Raw genomic sequence first — 19,230 nt, forward strand, 5'->3', positions numbered from 1 at the left:
AAAAAACTTTCATCATTTCAGTAAAAACAGTCATTTAGAGCTGCGGTGAAATTTTTATTCTTCATATGTGCAAAGTTGGCAAAGCGTTTGCTTTTACCTAGGTGAAATAAATTTTCCCCATGAGAAATTTGGATCAAGGTCATGGCTATCGAAACCCAACATGCACGCAAGTACCGATTGACCGTCTCCTGCCCCGACAGGGTCGGCATTGTAGCCGCCGTCACCCAGTTCTTCGCCTCTCATAGTGGCTGGATCAGTGAGGCTCACCAGTTTGCCGATACCGAGAACTGCCAGTTCTTCATGCGCTATGAGGTGCTGGCGGACTCTCTGCCCTTTGGTCTCGAAGAGCTTAAAGCGAAATTCACGCCACTTGCCGACGCATTCGACATGCAGTGGCAGATTACCGATTCGGCAGCACGCAAGCGCGTGGTACTGATGGTATCAAAGGAAGCCCACGCATTGTCCGATCTTCTCTATCGCTGGCGCTCCGGCGAGATGAATATCGACATCCCCTGCGTGATCTCCAATCACGACGTGCTGCGCTCCTATGTGGAGTGGCATGGCATCCCCTTTGTGCATGTACCGGTCGACATGAGCAACAAGGAACCGCATTTCCAGGCGGTGCGTGAGCAGATCGCCGCGGCCGAAGCCGATGTCATCGTGCTCGCCAAATACATGCAGATTATCCCGGAGGAGCTCTGTGAGCGTTATCCGGGCCGGATCATCAACATTCATCACAGCTTCCTGCCGTCCTTCATCGGAGCCCGCCCCTACCACCAGGCGGCCGAGCGCGGGGTCAAGCAGATCGGGGCCACCTGCCATTACGTGACCGCTGAACTGGATGCCGGTCCGATCATCGAGCAGGACGTGCACCGGGTTACTCATCACAACACCACGGCGGACATGGTCCGTCTTGGCAAGGATGTGGAGAAGGCGGTGCTGGCACGCGGCCTGCGTTACCACATCGAAGATCGTGTGCTGATACACGGCAACAAAACCGTTGTTTTTGCCTAGGAGAATCCCATGCCCTGGCGCCTGCTTAAATACGGCCTCAAGTCGTCTCACGACGAACCCCGGTTCTTTCCCGAGTCACGGCCGCTGAAATCCCACTACGACGTGGTGATCATCGGCGGCGGCGGGCACGGCATGGCCTGTGCCTATTACCTGGCCAAGGAACACGGCATCACCAACGTGGCGGTGCTGGAACAGGGGTATATCGGCGGCGGCAATACCGGCCGCAACACCACCATCGTGCGCTCCAACTACCTGACGCCGGAAGGGGTCAAGTTCTACGACACCAGCCTCAAGCTGTTCGAGGATCTGTCCGATGACTTCGACCTCAACATCTTCTACTCCACCCGGGGTCACTTCACCCTGGCGCACACCGACAGTGCCCTGCGCACCATGCGCTGGCGCGCCGAGGTGAATAAGCACCACGGCATCGATTCCGAGGTGGTGGACCGGGATTTCATCGCCAAAGAAGTGCCCTACATGGATCTGGACTGTGCCGGTCACAGCCCGGTCATGGGCGCGCTCTACCACGCGCCGGGTGCCGTGGCGCGTCATGATGCGGTGGCCTGGGGCTATGCCCGCGGTGCCTATAACCGTGGCGTGGAGATTCACCAGCGCACTCGGGTAACCGGCATCCGCACCCAGGGCGACAAGGTGACCGGTGTCGAAACCGATCGCGGTTTCGTCAGCTGTAACAAGGTGGTCTCCATGGTGGCCGGTTCCACGCCACGCATCACCTCGATGCTGGGGCTGGACACGCCGATCGAGATCTTCCCGCTGCAGGCCTGCGTGTCCGAGCCGGTGAAACCCTTCATGGACACCATCGTCGTCTCCGGCAGCCTGCACGTTTACGTCAGCCAGTCGTCCCGTGGCGAGATGGTGATGGGGGCCTCGGTGGACCCTTCGGTGCTGCACTCCACCCGTTCCAGCTTCGATTTCGTTGAGGGACTGACCGACAAGATGATCGATCTTTTCCCGTTCATGAGCCGCATGAAGGTGATGCGTCAGTGGGCGGGCATGAGCGACATCACCCCTGACTTCGCCCCGATCATGGGCAAGACGCCGATCGAAGGTTTCTACCTCGATGCCGGCTGGGGCACCTGGGGCTTCAAGGCCACGCCGGTGAGCGGCAAGACCATGGCCTGGACGCTGGCCAACGATCGCAACCATGAACTGATTGAACCCTTCCGTCTGTCCCGTTTCACCGACTTCGATCTGGTCGGCGAGAAGGGCGCAGCATCGGTCGGGCACTGAGGAAAGGGCGATGAAAGTATTTGATTGTCCCGTCATCGGCCGTCGGCCGATCAGCGAATTCGACTATGTCGGCGAGGTTCGCAAGCCCCCGATGGATGCCGATGAGGCCAGCTGGGCTGCTTATGTGTTCAACCGGCAGGGCGCACCCGGCCTGCTGCGCGAGTGGTGGTATCACCGTCCGACCGGGCGCTGGTACGTGATGGAACGCGACACCCTGAAGGATGAAGTGGTGCGGTTCATTGATCTGGAGGAGGTGCGTTATGACATCCCGGCTTGATCCCCAGCCGCTGGAGTGGCTTGACCGCTCCGAGACACGGAGCTTTGAATTCGAGGGCCAGCACTACATCGGGTTTGCCGGTGACAGCATCAGCTCGGCACTGTTGGCATCCGGCCAGACCCTGCTGGGCCGCAGTTTCAAGTATCACCGTCCCCGCGGTGCGGTGACGCTGGCCAACCATGACGTCAATGCGCTGTTCCAGAGCAGTGAAGAGCCGAACATCCGGGGTGATGTCACGCCTCTGGCCGCCGGCATGCAACTGACGGCCTGTAACGTCAACGGCAGCCTGGCAAAGGACCGTGACCAGATCATCGGCAAGCTGTCCCGCTTCCTGCCGGTGGGCTTCTACTACAAAACGTTCCACAAGCCGAAGAAGTTCTTCCCCCTATGGGAACGGCTGATCCGCGAAAAAGCCGGTCTGGGGCGCATCGATACCGGCTGGAGCGTACGTCGCAAGGCCAAGACCTATGGCTTCTGCGATCTGCTGGTGATCGGGGCCGGTGCGTCCGGCATGCAGGCCGCACTAAGCGCCGCCGAGCAGGGACTGGATGTGGTGCTGGTGGACGAGAACCCGCAGATCGGCGGCAGTCTGGACTATCAGCTGGTCAACGAAGCCTCTGCGGCTGTTGTGCGCGCCCGCCTCAAGCATGACGTGCAGAACCACACCAATATTCGTGTGCTGCCGGGTCATCTGGCCTGTGGCTGGTACACCGATCACTATGTGCCGCTGCTGGGGCCGGACGGCATCATCAAGATGCGCGCCCGTGCCGTGATCAGCGCGACGGGCGTGATGGAGCAGCCCGCGGTGTTTCGCAACAACGATCTGCCGGGCGTGATGATGGCCTCCGGCGCCCAGCGACTGGTCGCGCGTTATGCGGTTAAACCCGGTCAGCGGGCGGTGGTGCTGACCGCCAATAGCGAGGGCTACCGTGCGGCGCTGGATATGGTCAAGGCAGGGGTTGATGTGTCTGCCGTGATTGATATGGGCAGTCTGGCTGAAAGGGGTGTCTGGGCAGACGAGCTGAATGCTCTGAAAATTCCGGTTCTGGAGCGTCATACCGTTTACGAGGCTCAGGGCAAGGAACAGCTGAAGCGTGTCGTGGTGGCACCCTTCGATGGCGACAAGTGTGACAGCCGTGATGCCCGGGAATTTGATGCCGACCTGCTGCTGATGAGCGTGGGCTGGGCACCGGCGGCACAGCTGTTGTATCAGGCCGGTGGTCGCCTGGCCTACGATTCGACCCTGGAGCAGCTCCTGCCGCAGGAGCTGCCGAACGGGATCTTTGCCTGCGGTCGCCTGAACGGTGCCTTCACGCTGGAACAGCGGCTGGCAGACGGGGAGCGCGCCGGTGCAGAAGCCGCCGCCTTCCTCAAAGGCGAGCCCCTGATACCGGCACTGGCAGCCTGCCGCGATACTCAGGCGCATTCTCACCCCTGGCCGATCGTCGATCATCCCAAGGGCAAGAACTTCGTCGACTTCGATGAGGATCTGCAGCTGAAGGATCTGGTCAATGCGGCGAAGGAAGGCTTCGACAACATCGAGCTGATGAAGCGCTTCTCTACCGTCGGCATGGGGCCGAGCCAGGGCAAGCACGCCAACATGAACGGTATCCGCGTGCTGGCCGCCGTGACCGGTCGCAGCATCGACCAGACCGGCTCGACCACGGCCCGCCCCATGTTCCACCCGGTACCGGTACAGGCGCTGGCCGGTCGTCGCTTCCGTCCGGAACGACTGACGGCACTGCACCCGTGGCATCTGGATAACGGTGCCCAAATGATGGAAGCGGGTGTCTGGATGCGGCCTGAATTCTATGGCCGTCCTGAGGAACGTGCTCAGGCGATCCTGCGTGAAGTTCAGGCGGTGCGCACCGGTCTGGGTCTGATCGACGTGTCCACTCTGGGCAAGATCGAGGTCATGGGACCGGATGCCGGCAAGCTGCTGGACGGCACCTACACCATGCGCATGTCCAACATCAAGCTGGGCATGACCCGCTATGCGTTGATGGTGGATGACAGCGGCGTGATTGTGGATGACGGCATTGTCGGACGCATCGCCGAGGATCGCTTCTACGTCACCGCAACGACCAGTCATGCCGATGCCACTTTCCGCACCCTGTCGCGCCATATCGTCGAGTGGGGGCTGGATGTACGTCTGGTCAACCGCACCGGCACGCTGGCGGCGATGAACCTGGCCGGACCTCACGCCCGCAAGCTGCTCAAGCCGCTGACCGACATCGATCTGAGCGAAGACAACTTCCCCTATCTGGGCTTGCAGGAGGGCACTCTCTGCGGTGTGCCGGTCCGCCTGATCCGGGTCGGTTTCGTCGGTGAGCTGGGTTACGAGATCCACCTGCCGGTCGATGCGGCACTCCAGGTGTGGAACACGCTGATGGAGCAGGGCGCCGAATATGGTATCCGCCCCTTCGGTGTCGAAGCCCAGCGTGTGCTGCGACTGGAAAAGGGCCACATCATCGTTGGTCAGGACACCGACGGCCTGACCAACCCGTTCGAAGCCAACATGCCCTGGGCCGTACCGCTCAAGACCAAGCCCTGGTTCACCGGCAAGCCGTCGCTGGCGCTGCTCAAGGAGCGCTGCCAGCGCAGTCTGCGCGGTTTCATGCTGCCTCAGGGGTACAGCGGTGAACTGCCGAAAGAGTGTCATCTGCTGATCGACAACGGCGACATCGCCGGTCGCATCACCAGTATCGCCTACAGCCCCTCGCTTGGTCGCTACATCGGCCTAGCGATGGTGGACCAGCCGCTGGCCAGCAGCGAGCGCATGTTCCAGGTGCGGGTCGACAGCGGTGCGCTGGTGCCGCTTGAGCCTTGCAGCACTCCCTTCTATGACGCCGAAGGTGTGCGTCAGACCGTTGACCTGACGGAGGTGGCCTGATGAGCACTCTGCGATTGAACGAAACCGAACGGGCCAGCTATCTGCTGACCGGTCCCGCCAGCCGTGCCGCGCTGGCGGCCGCCGGCCTGCCGGTACCCGAACAGCTGCTGACCGCCGAGGAGCGTCCCGGCGCGCTGGTCGCGCGCACCGGACGCGACGAATACATGGCGATGCTCAAGGCCGGTCATCCGGCACCGCAGGACGAGTGGTGCTTCCGCCGCTATGACTGCGTGTTCGAGCTTGCCGGGCGAGGCTGGGTCGAGCTGATGACCCATCTGTGCCAGTACGACTTCCGCCAGCTGCAGCCGGGTGACTGGCTGATGACCTCCGCCGCCGGGGTCAGCTGCTGGCTGTACCACGAAATCGAAAGCGGAAACCTGCTGATCGGTGCTGATCCGGGCTACCGCCACTACCTCATCGAAACCTTCAGCGCGGTCCTTGATGACCTGAGCGCAACCCGAAATCCGACAGGAGGTGCATCATGATGCCCGCAGAGATCGAACGCATTGTCAGCCAGAACGATATCAAATACGTCCTGGCCCAGTTTGTGGATATCCACGGCGTAGCCAAGACCAAATCGGTCCCGGCCAACTGCCTGATGGATGTGGTGGAAAAGGGCGCGGGCTTTGCCGGTTTCGCGGTCTGGGGACTGGGCATGGAGCCTCACGGTCCTGACTTCATGGCCCGTGGTGACCTGAATACCTTCAGTGTGGTGCCCTGGCAGCCGGGCTATGCCCGCATCGCCTGCGACGGTTACGTCAATAACGCGCCGCATCCCTACTGCAGCCGCGTAGTGCTCAAGCAGCAGCTGGCACGCCTGGCCGCAAAGGGCTGGACGCTGAATACCGGTGTCGAGCCTGAGTTCTCCCTGTTTACCCGGGACGACAAGGGTGCACTGCAGCCGGTCGATGAAAGTGATGTGCTGGACAAGCCCTGCTATGACTACAAGGGGTTGTCCCGCTCCCGCGCCTTCCTGGAGAAGCTGGTCGAGTCCCTGCAGGCGGTGGACTTCGATGTCTATCAGATCGACCACGAAGACGCCAACGGCCAGTTCGAGATCAACTACACCTACAGCGATGCCCTGACCTCTGCCGACCGTTTCACCTTCGTACGCATGGCGGCGGGCGAAATCGCCAACGAGCTGGACATGGTCTGCTCGTTCATGCCCAAGCCATCCTCCGACCGCACCGGCAACGGCATGCACTTCCACCTGTCGATCACCGACAAGGACGGCCAGAACCTGTTCCACGATGCCGATGACAAGAGCGGCATGGGGCTGTCCAAACTGGCCTATCACTTCACGGCCGGTCTGCTGGCCCATGCCCCTGCCCTGTGTGCCTTCGCCGCGCCGACAGTGAATTCCTACAAGCGTCTGGTCGTGGGCGGCAACGCCTCGGGCGCAACCTGGGCGCCGGCCTACATCTGCTATGGCGACAACAATCGTTCCGCCATGGTGCGTATCCCCTACGGCCGCCTGGAGTTCCGCCTGCCGGACTCCGGCTGCAACCCCTATCTGGTTACCGCGGCCCTGATCGCCGCCGGCATGGATGGCGTCGAGCGCGAGCTGGACCCGGGCGAGCCGATGAACATCAACCTGTACAGCCTGAGCCTGGACGAAATCAAGGAGAAGGGCGTTGGCATCCTGCCGCAGAACCTGAATGAAGCGCTCGATGCGCTGGAAGCGGACAGTGTGTTTGCTGAAGCGATGGGCAGCGAGATCGTGTCCGAATTCCTGAAAGTGAAACGGGCCGAATGGGTTGAGTACAGCCGCCACGTGTCTGACTGGGAAGTCAGCCACTACGCCGAATTTTTCTGATCCGGATCTGTTACGAGGAATCTGATTATGTGTGGAATTGTCGGGCTTTATCTGAAAAACCCTGAACTGGAAAGCCGGATCGGCGAACTGTTCAAACCGATGCTGATTGCGATGACCGACCGTGGTCCCGACAGCGCCGGCTTTGCCATCTACGGCGACGAAGTGGGCGAGGGCTGGATCAAGCTGACCCTGCGCCATCCGGAAACGGACTATGACTGGGAAGCCTTGGCGACCCGTCTTAAAACGGAACAGCAGCTGGAACTGAGCTGGTTCCAGAACGCCAGCGTGGCGGTGTTCAAGGTGCGTGCCGAGGAAGCGGCCCTGCGCGAGTGGCTGGCAGAGGAAGCCCCGGACGTGTTGATCCTCAGCGTCGGCCAGTCGATCGAAATCCTCAAGGAAGTGGGGCTGCCGGAAAAGATCGCCGAAACCTTCAGCCTGGAGCGCATGAAGGGCAGCCACATCATCGGTCACACCCGTATGGCGACCGAGTCGGCCGTGACCATGGAGGGCAGCCACCCGTTCTCCACCGGCATGGACCTGTGCCTGGTGCACAACGGCTCCCTGTCCAACCACAACCGCCTGCGCGACACGCTCAAGCGTGAGGGTATCAGCTTCGAGACGCAGAACGACTCCGAGGTGGCTGCCGGCTACCTGACCTGGCGTCTGCAGAAGGGCGACAGCCTGAAGGAAGCGCTGGAGCATGCGCTGGAAGATCTGGACGGTTTCTTCACCTTCACCATTGGCACCCGTGACGGCTTTGCCGTGATGCGTGACCCCATCGCCTGCAAGCCGGCGGTGCTCGCGGAAACCGACGACTACGTGGCGATGGCGTCCGAATACCAGGCGTTGACGACCCTGCCGGGGATCGAAAACGCCAGGGTTTGGGAGCCGGAACCGGCCACTTTCTATGTCTGGGAACGTAGCAGCAACTGAGCCTGTGTGAGGAGAAACAACGATGAAAACAATCGATCTGGCTGAATCCAGCATCCGTGAACTGAACCAGGCGCTGCACGACCAGGCCGTTGAATGCACCGAGCGGGAATGGGAAGTGCTGAATCCGAAGGGACAGCACAACATCGCCTGCGGTCTGGACCAGAACCTGTCGGTGGATATCCATGGTCATGCCGGCTACTTCTGCGCCGGCATGAACAAGAAGGCGCACGTCGTCATTCACGGCAACGCCGGACAGGGTGTCGCCGAGAACATGATGTCCGGCACTGTCCGCGTCAAGGGCGATGCCTCCCAGGCCGCCGGTGCCACGGCCCACGGCGGTCTGCTGGTGATCGAAGGCAACGCCGGCGCTCGCTGCGGCATCTCCATGAAGGGGGTGGATATCGTGGTCAAGGGCAGCATCGGCCACATGAGCTGCTTCATGGGTCAATCCGGCAACCTGGTGGTCTGCGGTGACGCCGGTGATGCGCTTGGCGACTCCATGTACGAGGTGCACATCTACGTGAAGGGCACAGTGAAGTCCCTGGGGGCCGACTGCATCGAGAAGGAGATGCGTCCCGAGCATATTGAAGAGCTGACCGAGCTGCTCAACCGTGCCGGTTTGGATGAAGACCCGGCCAGCTTCAAGCGCTACGGCTCCGCCCGTCAGCTGTACAACTTCAAGGTCGATAACGCGGGCGCTTACTGAGCGGCCACAGGCCTTCATGGCCGCCTGTAAGCCATCCGGTCAGGCGGCCTTTGAAACCGAATTTTGAGGACTTGATTATGAGCAACGATATCAACGTCAACCCGGGCCTGCGTGAGTCAGCCACCTTTGACCGTACCACCATGGCCGAAATCCGCCGCGCTGCGGACACCGGCATCTACGACATCCGCGGCTTCGGCGCCAAGCGCAAGCTGCCGCACTTCGATGACCTGCTGTTCCTGGGGGCTTCCATGTCGCGCTACCCGCTCGAGGGCTACCGCGAGAAGTGCAACACTCAGGTGACTCTGGGCACCCGCTTTGCCAAGAAGCCGATCGTGATCGAAACCCCGGTCACCATCGCCGGCATGAGCTTTGGCGCCCTGTCGGCCAACGCCAAGGAAGCCTTGGGCCGTGGTGCCTCCATGGTGGGCACCTCCACCACCACCGGTGACGGAGGCATGACGCCGGAAGAGCGTGGCCAGTCCAGCAAGCTGGTCTACCAATACCTGCCATCCCGTTACGGCATGAACCCGGACGATCTGCGCAAGGCGGACGCCATTGAGGTGGTGCTGGGTCAGGGTGCCAAGCCGGGCGGCGGCGGCATGCTGCTGGGCCAGAAGATTACCGACCGTGTGGCACAGATGCGGACCCTGCCGAAGGGGATCGACCAGCGCTCGGCTTGCCGTCACCCGGACTGGACCGGTCCCGATGACCTGGCGATCAAGATCCAGGAGTTGCGTGAGATCACTGACTGGCAGGTACCGATCTACATCAAGGTCGGCGCAACCCGTACCTACTATGACGTCAAACTGGCGGTGAAGGCCGGTGCCGACGTGATCGTGGTCGATGGCATGCAGGGCGGCACCGCGGCGACTCAGGATGTGTTCATCGAACACGTGGGCATCCCGACGCTGGCGGCCATTCCGCAGGCCGTACAGGCCCTGCAGGAGATGGGCATGCACCGCAAGGTGCAGCTGATCGTCTCCGGCGGTATCCGCAACGGGGCCGATGTGGCCAAGTGCATGGCGCTGGGGGCGGATGCAGTGGCGATCGGTACCGCGGCACTGGTGGCACTGGGCTGTAACGATCCCAAATACAGTGAGGACTATGCGAAGATCGGTTCAGCAGCCGGCTTCTACGACGACTATCAGGAAGGCAAGGACCCGGCCGGCATTTCCACTCAGGACCCGGAACTGGCCAAGCGACTGGACCCGGTCGAAGGCGGTCGCCGTCTGGCCAACTACCTGCGCGTGCTGACGCTGGAAGCCCAGACGCTGGCCCGCGCCTGTGGCAAGAATGACCTGCGCAACCTGGAACCGGAAGATCTGGTCGCGCTGACCGTAGAATCCGCCGCCATGGCCCGCGTCCCGCTGGCCGGTACCAGCTGGATTCCCGGACAGCAGTTCTGATGCTCTAACCGAGGCGGGGTCCGGCCCCGCCTCTTCGAACAGAGGAGACAAGCGTGAACCAAGCGCTGAACGTTAGTGACAAGCGGATCGACGGCAAGGCCGTCGCCGCACAGTTGCGCATGGATATTGCGGCTCAGGTGGCCGAGCGGGTGTCGGCAGGCAAGTCCCGCCCGGGACTGGCCGTCGTGCTGGTCGGTCAGGACCCTGCCTCTCAGGTCTATGTGCGCAGCAAGGTGAAAGCCTGTGAAGAGGCGGGAATTATCTCCCGCAATCACAGTCTGCCGGCTGAGACGACCCAGGATGAACTGTTGGCGCTGATCGACAGCCTCAATGCCGATCCGGTCATCCACGGCATCCTGGTGCAATTGCCGCTGCCGCCGCAGATCGATGTGCAGGCGGTGATCGAGCGGATCGATCCGGCCAAGGATGTGGACGGTTTCCATCCCTACAATTTGGGCCGCTTGGCCGGCAAGGCGCCGACACTGAGACCCTGCACACCCTATGGCTGTATGCGTCTGCTGGAAGCCTATGGTATTGATCCTGTGGGTAAAAAGGCTGTGGTGGTTGGAGCGTCCAACATCGTCGGGCGCCCGGTGGCACTGGAGCTGCTGATGGCGCGGGCCACCGTCACCATCTGTCATTCCAGAACGGCCGATCTGCCGGCGGAGCTGGCACAGGCGGATATCGTCATTGCGGCGGTCGGGATTCCCGAGTTCATCAAGGGCGAATGGCTGAAGCCGGGGGCGATCGTGATTGATGTGGGCATCAACCGACTCGACGATGGCCGACTGGTCGGCGATGTGGAATTTGAAACCGCTTTTGAAACAGCCTCCGCCATCACGCCGGTCCCCGGCGGGGTCGGGCCGATGACCATCGCTTGCCTGCTGCAGAATACGCTGGAAGCCTGCGAGGCGAGTGAAGCGGGCTGAAGCCGACGTCACCAGAATCACGGGCAGCAACACAAGCAAGCCGTACAGCCGTAACAGGGATGTACGGCTTTTTTTATGGCCGGCATCGGGGCGTTCGGGCATCAAATGCCCCTCAATGGGCCCCGTGCACCATGGACTGCTCTATTTTTGACCACTGCGGCCGGGTGTTGGGCTGTTTCTTTATGATTTATGTCTTAAAAACAATGGCTTGAAAATGTGGCCCAACCTTTGCTTATTCATATCAGGAAACTAAATATCCTTTTGGGAAAAGTCGGCGATGCCCTCGAAGAGCGCAGCTGACACACAAACCAAGTGACTTGCGGAGAAAGATATGGACGGCATGGTGCTGGAACTGGGCTACGCCCTGGATACTTTCTACTTCCTGATGTGCACCGCACTGGTGATGTGGATGGCGGCTGGTTTCGCCATGCTCGAGGCCGGTCTGGTGCGCGCCAAGAACACGGTAGAAATCCTCAACAAGAACGCACTCCTCTATGGTGTGGCGTGTATTGTCTATCTGGTCGTTGGATACAACGTCATGTATCCCGCCAACCCGATCAGCTCGGTGATTCCGGGTATCGACTTCCTGCTGGGCGCTGACAACAGCACCGAAGCCGTTGTTGCCGGTGGCGACGATGCGCCTTACTACTCCAGCATGGCTGACTTCATTTTCCAGGCGGTTTTTGCCGCTGCCACCATGTCCATCGTGTCCGGTGCCGTGGCTGAACGCATGAAACTCTGGCCGTTCATGGCCTTCGCGGTGGTGATGGTTGCCGTGATCTATCCGGTGGAAGGCTACTGGAAATGGGGTGGCGGTTTCCTGGATCAGCTGGGCTTCCAGGACTTTGCCGGCTCTGTCGTTGTTCACATGGCGGGTGCCGCCGCAGCACTGGCCGCCGTTATCCTGGTCGGTCCGCGCAAGGGCAAGTATGGCAAGAACGGTGAAGTCCGTGCGATCCCGGGTGCCAACCTGCCGATGGCCACGCTGGGCATGTTCATCCTGTGGATGGGCTGGTTCGGCTTCAACGGTGGCTCTGAGCTGAAGATCGCCAACGTTGAAGAAGCCAACGCGGTGGCCAAGATTTTCGTCAACACCAACGCAGCCGCGGCTGCCGGCATGGTCGTCGCCGCCCTGTTTGCCCGCTTCCTGTTTGGCAAGACCGACCTGACCATGACCATCAACGGTGCGCTGGCCGGTCTGGTGGCAATTACCGCTGAACCGCTGCAGCCCTCTGCGGGTCTGGCTTCCATCATCGGTGCCATCGGTGGCCTGGTGGTTGTCGCGTCGGTACTGGCGCTGGACAAGCTGAAACTGGACGACCCTGTCGGTGCCATCTCGGTGCATGGCTCGGCCGGTATCTGGGGCATCTTTGCGGTGCTGCTGAGCAACGATGACGCCACTTTCACCGGTCAGCTGATCGGCACCGCGGCAACCTTTGCCTGGATGTTCGTGGCCAGCTTTATCGTCTTGCTGGTGATCAAGGCCGTCATGGGGCTGCGTGTCAGTGACGAGGAAGAGCTGGAAGGCATGGATGTGCACGAGTGTGGCATGCAGGCCTATCCGGAGTTCGGTCCGGCACATTCCTCCATGGGTCTGAGCAGTGGCCCGGGCAAGCCCGGCATGGAGCCGCAGGCGCAGAGCGCCGCTGTCTTCAAGGAAAGCCCGGTTGCTTCGAAATAAACAACCTGATTCCTCCAGAACCAAAAGGCCCTTCGGGGCCTTTTTTTTATGCCTGTGCCGCATCGTGCGCGGCAGGACGCCCCTGGATTGAGCAGTTGACGCCGGTATGCACTGACTCGGTGCTGGTGGCCGTGGGTAAAAATCGAAGGATTTTTATATCTATTTGTATTTAAAGGATATTTTAAATTTGGCAGGGGAATTGCTTTTACTGATAGTAAACAAATTATACCACTAATAAATTTTGGGTAACCCCAAAGGAGTAGATCCCATGCCGATGAAATTCGTTGAAGATGCGATCAAGCTGGAACTGCCAAGCATGAACAAGCCGGGCAGCAATGCCTTTCTGGATGACGTCATCGCCTCCACCGATCCTGAAAAAACCATCGTGGCTGGCTTCTTCCGCATGGAGAAGTCCGACACGCCGCTGGAGTATTTCTACCACTACCACGAAATGAAAATCATCGTGGAGGGCGAAATGCTGATCTCCGATGAAACCGGGCATCAGGTCCACGCCAAGGTGGGCGACGTGCTCTATTTCGAAAAGGGCAGCACCATCACCTTCCAGTCTCCGAGCGTCGGTATCGGTTTCTTCTGTGGTCAGCGTCTCGAAGGCGATGCCTGAAGCCGCACTGAGCTGAACGGATACCCGGAGGTATAACCATGCAGATCGATCCATCCATCAAGAGTCGTCCCACCTACCAGGCGCCCATGCTGGAGGAGCCGGCCGGGCTGCAGCTGTTCGTCTGTCAGCCCGAGGCACGTGGCCTGCTTGAGCCGCTGTATCAGCAGTGTGCCTCCGCGCAGGCGCAGTGGGTACTGGCAGACGAGGAAACAGGCACAGAGGCCCTGCTGGCGAGCCTGCAGCAGATGCTGGTGAATGTGCCGGTGTCGACCCGCCTGTACGTGGCCGGGCACGAAGGTTTCCTCTGGGATGTCCGTAATCTGGCGCTGGAGGCCGGGCTGGTGGACGAGCAGATTCAGCTCGCCCCGCCGGTCAGCCGAGGGCGCCGTCTGTTCTGCACCCACTGTTACACGCTCATGGAAGGGGTTGAAGCCAGTCCGCACAGCTGCAGCGGCTGTGGCCGCCTGTTGCTGGTGCGTGATCACTTCTCGCGCCTGCATGGAGCCTACGTGGGCGTGCAGATCAATGCAGAAGATCCCAGTGAACTACCCGAACAGGAGGTGTTGCAGTAATGAGTATCGACAGCATACCGGTCAGGGTGGCGGCGATCGAAGCGGTTGCGCCGATGATTCGCGAGTTCCGCCTGGAGGCGATCGACGGCAGCCTGCCCGCCTTTTCTCCGGGCAGTCATGTGCAGGTGGCCATGCCCGGTGAGCAGCGGGAGATTCGCAATGCGTATTCCCTCTGCAGTGACCCACGGGAGACCGGCAGCTACCGCATCGCCGTGCGACTGCAGGAGGACTCCCGAGGCGGTTCGGCGTTCATGCACTCGCAGGTCAGCGTCGGTGATCGCTTGCAGATCACCCCGCCGGCCAACTTCTTTGCCCCGGCCTGGCACGCGCGCAAGCACCTGCTGATCGCCGGTGGCGTGGGGATCACCCCTTTCATGTCCTATATCCCCGAGCTGGAGCGTCAGGGTGCGGACTTTGAATTGCACTACCTCTACCGCAGCAGTCAGACCGGTGCCTATCGGGATGAACTGATGCATCGTCTGGGGCAGGCGTTCAACGGCTATGACTCGGATGCGGGCGTGCGCTGTGATCTCAGCGTTCTGCTGAGCAACCGTGAGCCGGGCAGTCATGTGTATATCTGCGGCCCCGAATCCCTCATTGAAGGGGTGCGGGAAACGGCCCGCGCGTTGGGCTGGCCCGAGAGCCTGATCCATTACGAAGCCTTCGCCGCACCCGAGCCGGGTGAGCCCTTCAAGGCGAAGCTGGTCCGCAGCGGCCGGGCCGTCGAAGTTGCTGCCGACGAGAGCCTGCTGGAGGCCCTGGAACGTGAAGGCATCGAGGTCCCCAACCTGTGCCGGGGAGGCGTGTGTGGTCAGTGCGTCACGTCCGTGGTCGAGGGTAGCGTAGAACACCGCGACGATTTCCTGTCGGCCGATGAAAAGGCCAGCGGCACCTGCATCATGCCCTGCGTGTCCCGCGCAGCCGGCAACCACCTGATTCTGGATCTATAGGAGCGGCATCATGCGCATGTCACCCAAACCCGTACAGACATTTCGTGACGACTTTACCTACAGCAACAGTCCCGGCGCGATTGCACGTTTTCCGTTTCCCTTCCCGGAAGACGAGTATCGCTATTCGGTCAATATCGAGCCCCATGTCACGCCGGGACCGGAAGGCTCGGTGTACGAATTCCTGCTGGATATCGACGAGCACTACCTGTCGGAGATGGCCGAACGGGATATCGTACTCAAGGAAAACCCGCAGCGCTGTCTGGCCATGCCGCACATGGACCTGGCCTGCTGGGACATGATCGAACGCTGCATGCAATCGCTGGCAGCGGATTACCCTCAGCACTTCAGCCTGACCATCGACGGTGACCAGTGGACCTGGCACAACCGACTGCTCAATATCCACGACAGCTTCACCTTTGGCGACAGCAGCACGCTGCCATTGCCGCCGATGGAATACATGGGGCGTCAGGTGCAGGGAGACTTCGCGCTGCTGGATCAGCGTGACGGCGATCTGTTTCTGGATGCGGGCATCGTCACCTGTCCGGCCGACTGGTCGCTGGCATTCGACGCCGGCATGAGCTTTTCCGAGTGGCACGGCCCTGTTCCCATGGCCCACGAAATGGGCGTGTTCGATCGCGCCCTGAAGTATCTGACCGCCATTCCGGTCGGGCGTCCGGTGCGTCGCCTGAACTGGACCCTGACCGTGAACGCGCGCATGGATACCTCGCCGGAAACCTATCCGAACTGGGGGACCGACCGGGCCAGCGTCACCGCCGACAACGTGGGCGAAAAGGTGCACCTGCGCGTCGAGCTTCAGGTGCTGGATCGCATGCCGCGCAGCAATGCGTTGATGTTCAGTATCCGCACCTACCTGCTCAGCTTCGACGACCTGGTGACCAACCCGGACTGGGCGCGTCGCATGCACCGGGTACTCAAGACCCTGCCGCCTGAGCTGGTCGAGTACAAGGGGCTGGGCCGTTACCACGATCTGGCCGTCGAGTGGCTGTCGCGCTTCGATCCGGCCAACTGAGACGGAGGCAGCATGGGCTGGATCTATCTGCTGATCGCCGGTGTGCTGGAGTGCCTCTGGGCGATCGGCCTCAAATACAGTGACGGCTTCACCCGGCTGTGGCCTTCGCTGATCACCGCGGTGCTGATTGTCGTCAGCCTGGGGCTGCTGTCGCTGGCGATGCGCACCATTCCCGTGGGAACGGCCTATGCGGTATGGTCAGGGATAGGCGCATCGGCGCTGGCGGTCGTCGGTATCCTGTTCATGCAGGAGCCGGGCGGCCTGATCAGGATCGGCTGTATCGGCATGATCATCGCAGGAGTGGTGGGGCTCAAGCTCTTTGGCGAGAGTGCGGTCTGACAGCGGCCAAAATGGAATGGGAACAGAGAGGTATGAGCATGAATGACAGCAAACCGGTTGTGCTGGTCACAGGGGCAAGCAAGGGCATCGGACTGGGGATCGCCCGTGTGTTTGCCGGCAAAGGCTATCGGGTCGCCATCGCGGCACGGCATCTGGAGCAGGCGCAGGCGGCGGCTGACAGCCTGAAGACGGATGCGCTGGGGCTGGCGGCGGACGTGACTGATCGCGCCTCGCTGGAGGCCGCCGTGAGTGCCGTGCTGGCGCATTTCGGCCAACTGGACGTGTTGTGCGCCAATGCGGGCATCTTCCCGTCGGCAGACCTTGAAACCATGACCGAAGACGACTGGGATCGGGTCCTCAATACCAACCTCAAGGGCATGTTCAATACCGTTCAGGCAGCCCTGCCGGCGCTGAAAGCGAGCCAGTGTGGCCGCATCGTGGTGACCTCGTCCATCACCGGGCCGGTCACCGGTTTTCCGGGCTGGTCGCATTACGGTGCCAGCAAGGCCGGTCAGCTCGGTTTCGTGCGAACCGCATCGATTGAGCTGGCCAAATACGGCATCACCGTCAATGCGGTCATGCCGGGCAACATCATCACCGAGGGACTGGAAGGCATGGGCGAGGACTACCTGCGCCAGATGGCAGCGTCCATTCCGTTGAAACGGCTGGGCTGTGTCGAGGATATCGGTCATGCCGCGGCCTTTTTTGCGTCACCCGACGCGGGCTATATCACCGGCCAGACGCTGATCGTGGATGGCGGGCAGATACTGCCCGAGTCGCTTGAAGCGGTCGGCTGAGGTCGGCCTTTCGAGTGGGTAACCCGAATCCGATGACCGGAATGCGGTCGCCACAAGCGCATTCCGGTTTTTTATGTGCGGCCGATCACATCGGCATGAGAGAATATTGATGAGCAGACAGGAAACCGAGGCCCTGATCGCGGCCTATTACGAGGCTTTCAACCAGGGCGATATGGACCGCTTTCTGTCCCTGTTGAGCGAGGATGTGATCCACGATATCAACCAGGGCGGGCGTGAAGTCGGGCGCGAGGCGTTCGCTGCCTTCATGCAGAAGATGAACACCCATTACCGTGAACAGCTGGTGGATATCGAAATCATGAGCAACGGCGATGGCAGTCGAGCGGCGGCCGAGTTTGTCGTGCTGGGTGAATACCTGCAGACGGATGTCGGCCTGCCAGAGGCGCAGGGCCAGCAATACCGGCTCCCGGCGGGTGCCTTTTTTGACGTGAAGGATGGCAAGGTCGCCCGCATCAGCAACTATTACAACCTTGAAGACTGGATCACACAGGTCGCTTGACGGCATGGCGAATATCGAGATTCTGACGCTGAAGGGAAAAGCGCTGGAACCCTGGCTGGAGCAGGTGGCTGACCTGCGTATCCGGGTGTTCCGCGACTTTCCCTACCTCTATGACGGCTCCAGAGCCTACGAGGCCGAATACCTGAAAACCTATGCCAACTGCGACAGCGCCATCTGTGTGCTGGCGAAGGCGGGCGATCAGGTGGTGGGCGCCTCGACCGGACTTGCGCTGGATGACGAGACCGAGGCGTTTCGGCGTCCCTTTGTGACAGCCGGGATCGATACGGGTCCGATATTCTATTGCGCCGAATCGGTCCTCCTGCCGGCGTACCGGGGCGCAGGTCTCTACCGTGAGTTCTTTGCCCGCCGCGAGCAGCAGGCACGGCAGCTGGGCAAGGCGTACAGCGTGTTCTGCGCGGTACAGCGTCCCGAGCAACACCCGCTGAGGCCCGCAGACTACGCCCCGCTGGATGGGGTGTGGCAGCACTTTGGTTATCAGCTGCAACCGGGTCTGGCGACCCACTTCAGCTGGAAGGACATCGATCAGGCCGAGTCGACCGACAAGCCGATGCAGTTCTACCTGAAACCTCTCAACTGACAGCGACACGATGAAAACCACCGTAACACTGGCCCTTGCCCAGTACCCGATCGACTGGCTCGACGACTGGCAGGCCTATACGCGCAAGATTGACGCCATGGTGCAGGACGCCCTGACGCAGGGGGCTGAATTCCTGGTCTTTCCCGAATATTTCAGCATGGAACTGACTTCCCTGTTCGGTCGGGACGTCTGTGCCTGTCTGGACCGCCAGCTGGATGCGATACAGGCGGTGCATGAGCCGTTCGTGGCGCTGTTCACGTCGCTTGCGCAGCAGCATGGCCTGCATATTCTGGCGGGCACCTTCCCGCTGCGTCAGGCTGACGGCCACTACCGCAACCGCGCCTGGCTGTTTCGTCCCGATGGCAGTCGTGACTATCAGGACAAACTGCAGATGACCCGTTTCGAGTCCGAGCGCTGGCAGATTCAGGCTGGCGAGGCGATCAAGGTGCTGGACACCGCCTTCGGCAAGGTCGGCGTGGCGGTCTGCTACGACAGCGAATTCCCGCAGATTGCACGCCGACAGGTGGAGCAGGGAGCCGACCTGATTCTGGTGCCCAGCTGTACCGATACCCAGGCCGGTTATCATCGCGTACGCATCGGCTGTCAGGCGCGGGCGCTGGAGAACCAGTGTTTCGTCGCCCAGTCACCGACCATCGGCAGCGCCGACTGGTCGGAATCGGTGGATGTGAACACCGGCCGTGCCGGTATCTTTGCTCCGGTGGACTACGGCTACCCGGATGACGGGGTGGTGGCGCTGGGCGATGAACATCAACCGGGCTGGGTCGTGGCCGAGCTGGATCTGGCCGCGCTGGCTGATGTGCGCACCAGCGGTCAGGTGTTCAACCACCGAGACTGGGACAGTCAGTTCCGGTTTGGTTAGGGGGTAATCCCCCCGAAAA

The 19,230-nt window shown here is 61.2% G+C and carries 20 protein-coding genes; all 20 read left to right on the forward strand.

Annotation, left to right across the window (positions count from 1 at the left end; translation table 11 throughout):
* Positions 1 to 141: 141 nt before the first annotated feature.
* The 20 genes from purU (at position 142) to LN244_RS01190 (ending at position 19,211) form a co-directional block, all read left to right on the forward strand.
* A complete protein-coding gene (purU, locus tag LN244_RS01095; protein WP_239041022.1) occupies positions 142 to 1,014 on the forward strand; it encodes a formyltetrahydrofolate deformylase in 873 nt (290 codons plus the stop codon).
* Positions 1,015 to 1,023: 9 nt separating this feature from the next.
* The gene (locus tag LN244_RS01100) at positions 1,024 to 2,265 is read left to right on the forward strand and encodes an FAD-dependent oxidoreductase (RefSeq protein WP_239041023.1); all 1,242 of its coding nucleotides are present in this window, start codon (positions 1,024 to 1,026) and stop codon (positions 2,263 to 2,265) included.
* A 10-nt stretch (positions 2,266 to 2,275) separates the two neighbouring features.
* Positions 2,276 to 2,542 carry a sarcosine oxidase subunit delta gene (locus tag LN244_RS01105; RefSeq protein ID WP_239041024.1) on the forward strand — a complete coding sequence of 89 codons (267 nt, stop codon included), beginning with the start codon at positions 2,276 to 2,278 and terminating at the stop codon, positions 2,540 to 2,542.
* On the forward strand, positions 2,526 to 5,435 hold the full coding sequence (locus LN244_RS01110) for a 2Fe-2S iron-sulfur cluster-binding protein (protein ID WP_239041025.1): 2,910 nt from the start codon (positions 2,526 to 2,528) through the stop codon (positions 5,433 to 5,435). The genes LN244_RS01105 and LN244_RS01110 overlap by 17 nt, the downstream gene beginning before the upstream one ends.
* On the forward strand, positions 5,435 to 5,920 hold the full coding sequence (locus LN244_RS01115) for a hypothetical protein (protein ID WP_239041026.1): 486 nt from the start codon (positions 5,435 to 5,437) through the stop codon (positions 5,918 to 5,920). The genes LN244_RS01110 and LN244_RS01115 overlap by 1 nt, the downstream gene beginning before the upstream one ends.
* On the forward strand, positions 5,917 to 7,251 hold the full coding sequence (gene glnT, locus LN244_RS01120) for a type III glutamate--ammonia ligase (RefSeq protein WP_239041027.1): 1,335 nt from the start codon (positions 5,917 to 5,919) through the stop codon (positions 7,249 to 7,251). Before LN244_RS01115 ends, glnT begins: the two co-directional genes overlap by 4 nt.
* Positions 7,252 to 7,278: 27 nt before the next feature.
* Positions 7,279 to 8,184 (forward strand): class II glutamine amidotransferase, encoded by a 906-nt coding sequence (locus LN244_RS01125; protein WP_239041028.1) that lies wholly within the window; start codon positions 7,279 to 7,281, stop codon positions 8,182 to 8,184.
* Between the two features lie 22 nt (positions 8,185 to 8,206).
* Positions 8,207 to 8,890: a GXGXG domain-containing protein gene (locus LN244_RS01130; RefSeq protein WP_239041029.1), complete on the forward strand. Its 684-nt coding sequence runs from the start codon at positions 8,207 to 8,209 to the stop codon at positions 8,888 to 8,890.
* A gap of 77 nt (positions 8,891 to 8,967) precedes the next feature.
* A complete protein-coding gene (locus LN244_RS01135) occupies positions 8,968 to 10,296 on the forward strand; it encodes an FMN-binding glutamate synthase family protein (RefSeq protein WP_239041030.1) in 1,329 nt (442 codons plus the stop codon).
* A 53-nt stretch (positions 10,297 to 10,349) separates the two neighbouring features.
* Positions 10,350 to 11,225, forward strand: a complete 876-nt coding sequence (gene folD / locus LN244_RS01140; protein ID WP_239041031.1) for a bifunctional methylenetetrahydrofolate dehydrogenase/methenyltetrahydrofolate cyclohydrolase FolD — start codon at positions 10,350 to 10,352, stop codon at positions 11,223 to 11,225.
* 331 nt (positions 11,226 to 11,556) lie between these two features.
* A complete protein-coding gene (locus tag LN244_RS01145) occupies positions 11,557 to 12,906 on the forward strand; it encodes an ammonium transporter (protein ID WP_239041032.1) in 1,350 nt (449 codons plus the stop codon).
* Positions 12,907 to 13,174: 268 nt separating this feature from the next.
* Complete coding sequence (locus tag LN244_RS01150; protein ID WP_239041033.1) at positions 13,175 to 13,528, forward strand: cupin domain-containing protein; 354 nt, start codon at positions 13,175 to 13,177, stop codon at positions 13,526 to 13,528.
* 38 nt (positions 13,529 to 13,566) lie between these two features.
* A complete protein-coding gene (locus LN244_RS01155) occupies positions 13,567 to 14,100 on the forward strand; it encodes a dimethylamine monooxygenase subunit DmmA family protein (protein WP_239041034.1) in 534 nt (177 codons plus the stop codon).
* Positions 14,100 to 15,050 carry a PDR/VanB family oxidoreductase gene (locus tag LN244_RS01160; protein ID WP_239041035.1) on the forward strand — a complete coding sequence of 317 codons (951 nt, stop codon included), beginning with the start codon at positions 14,100 to 14,102 and terminating at the stop codon, positions 15,048 to 15,050. The genes LN244_RS01155 and LN244_RS01160 overlap by 1 nt, the downstream gene beginning before the upstream one ends.
* Before the next feature lie 10 nt (positions 15,051 to 15,060).
* Positions 15,061 to 16,080 carry a heme-dependent oxidative N-demethylase family protein gene (locus LN244_RS01165; RefSeq protein ID WP_239041036.1) on the forward strand — a complete coding sequence of 340 codons (1,020 nt, stop codon included), beginning with the start codon at positions 15,061 to 15,063 and terminating at the stop codon, positions 16,078 to 16,080.
* A 12-nt stretch (positions 16,081 to 16,092) separates the two neighbouring features.
* Complete coding sequence (locus tag LN244_RS01170) at positions 16,093 to 16,419, forward strand: DMT family transporter (RefSeq protein WP_239041037.1); 327 nt, start codon at positions 16,093 to 16,095, stop codon at positions 16,417 to 16,419.
* Positions 16,420 to 16,457: 38 nt separating this feature from the next.
* Positions 16,458 to 17,216 (forward strand): 3-oxoacyl-ACP reductase FabG, encoded by a 759-nt coding sequence (gene fabG / locus LN244_RS01175; protein WP_239041038.1) that lies wholly within the window; start codon positions 16,458 to 16,460, stop codon positions 17,214 to 17,216.
* Between the two features lie 109 nt (positions 17,217 to 17,325).
* Positions 17,326 to 17,733 carry a ketosteroid isomerase-related protein gene (locus LN244_RS01180; protein WP_239041039.1) on the forward strand — a complete coding sequence of 136 codons (408 nt, stop codon included), beginning with the start codon at positions 17,326 to 17,328 and terminating at the stop codon, positions 17,731 to 17,733.
* A 4-nt stretch (positions 17,734 to 17,737) separates the two neighbouring features.
* Positions 17,738 to 18,331, forward strand: a complete 594-nt coding sequence (locus LN244_RS01185; protein WP_239041040.1) for a GNAT family N-acetyltransferase — start codon at positions 17,738 to 17,740, stop codon at positions 18,329 to 18,331.
* Positions 18,332 to 18,341: 10 nt separating this feature from the next.
* Complete coding sequence (locus tag LN244_RS01190) at positions 18,342 to 19,211, forward strand: carbon-nitrogen hydrolase family protein (protein WP_239041041.1); 870 nt, start codon at positions 18,342 to 18,344, stop codon at positions 19,209 to 19,211.
* Positions 19,212 to 19,230 lie beyond the last annotated feature (19 nt).

It is taken from the genome of Marinobacterium sediminicola (genome assembly GCF_022343685.1).
GTDB classification, from domain to species: Bacteria; Pseudomonadota; Gammaproteobacteria; order Pseudomonadales; family Balneatricaceae; genus Marinobacterium; species Marinobacterium sediminicola.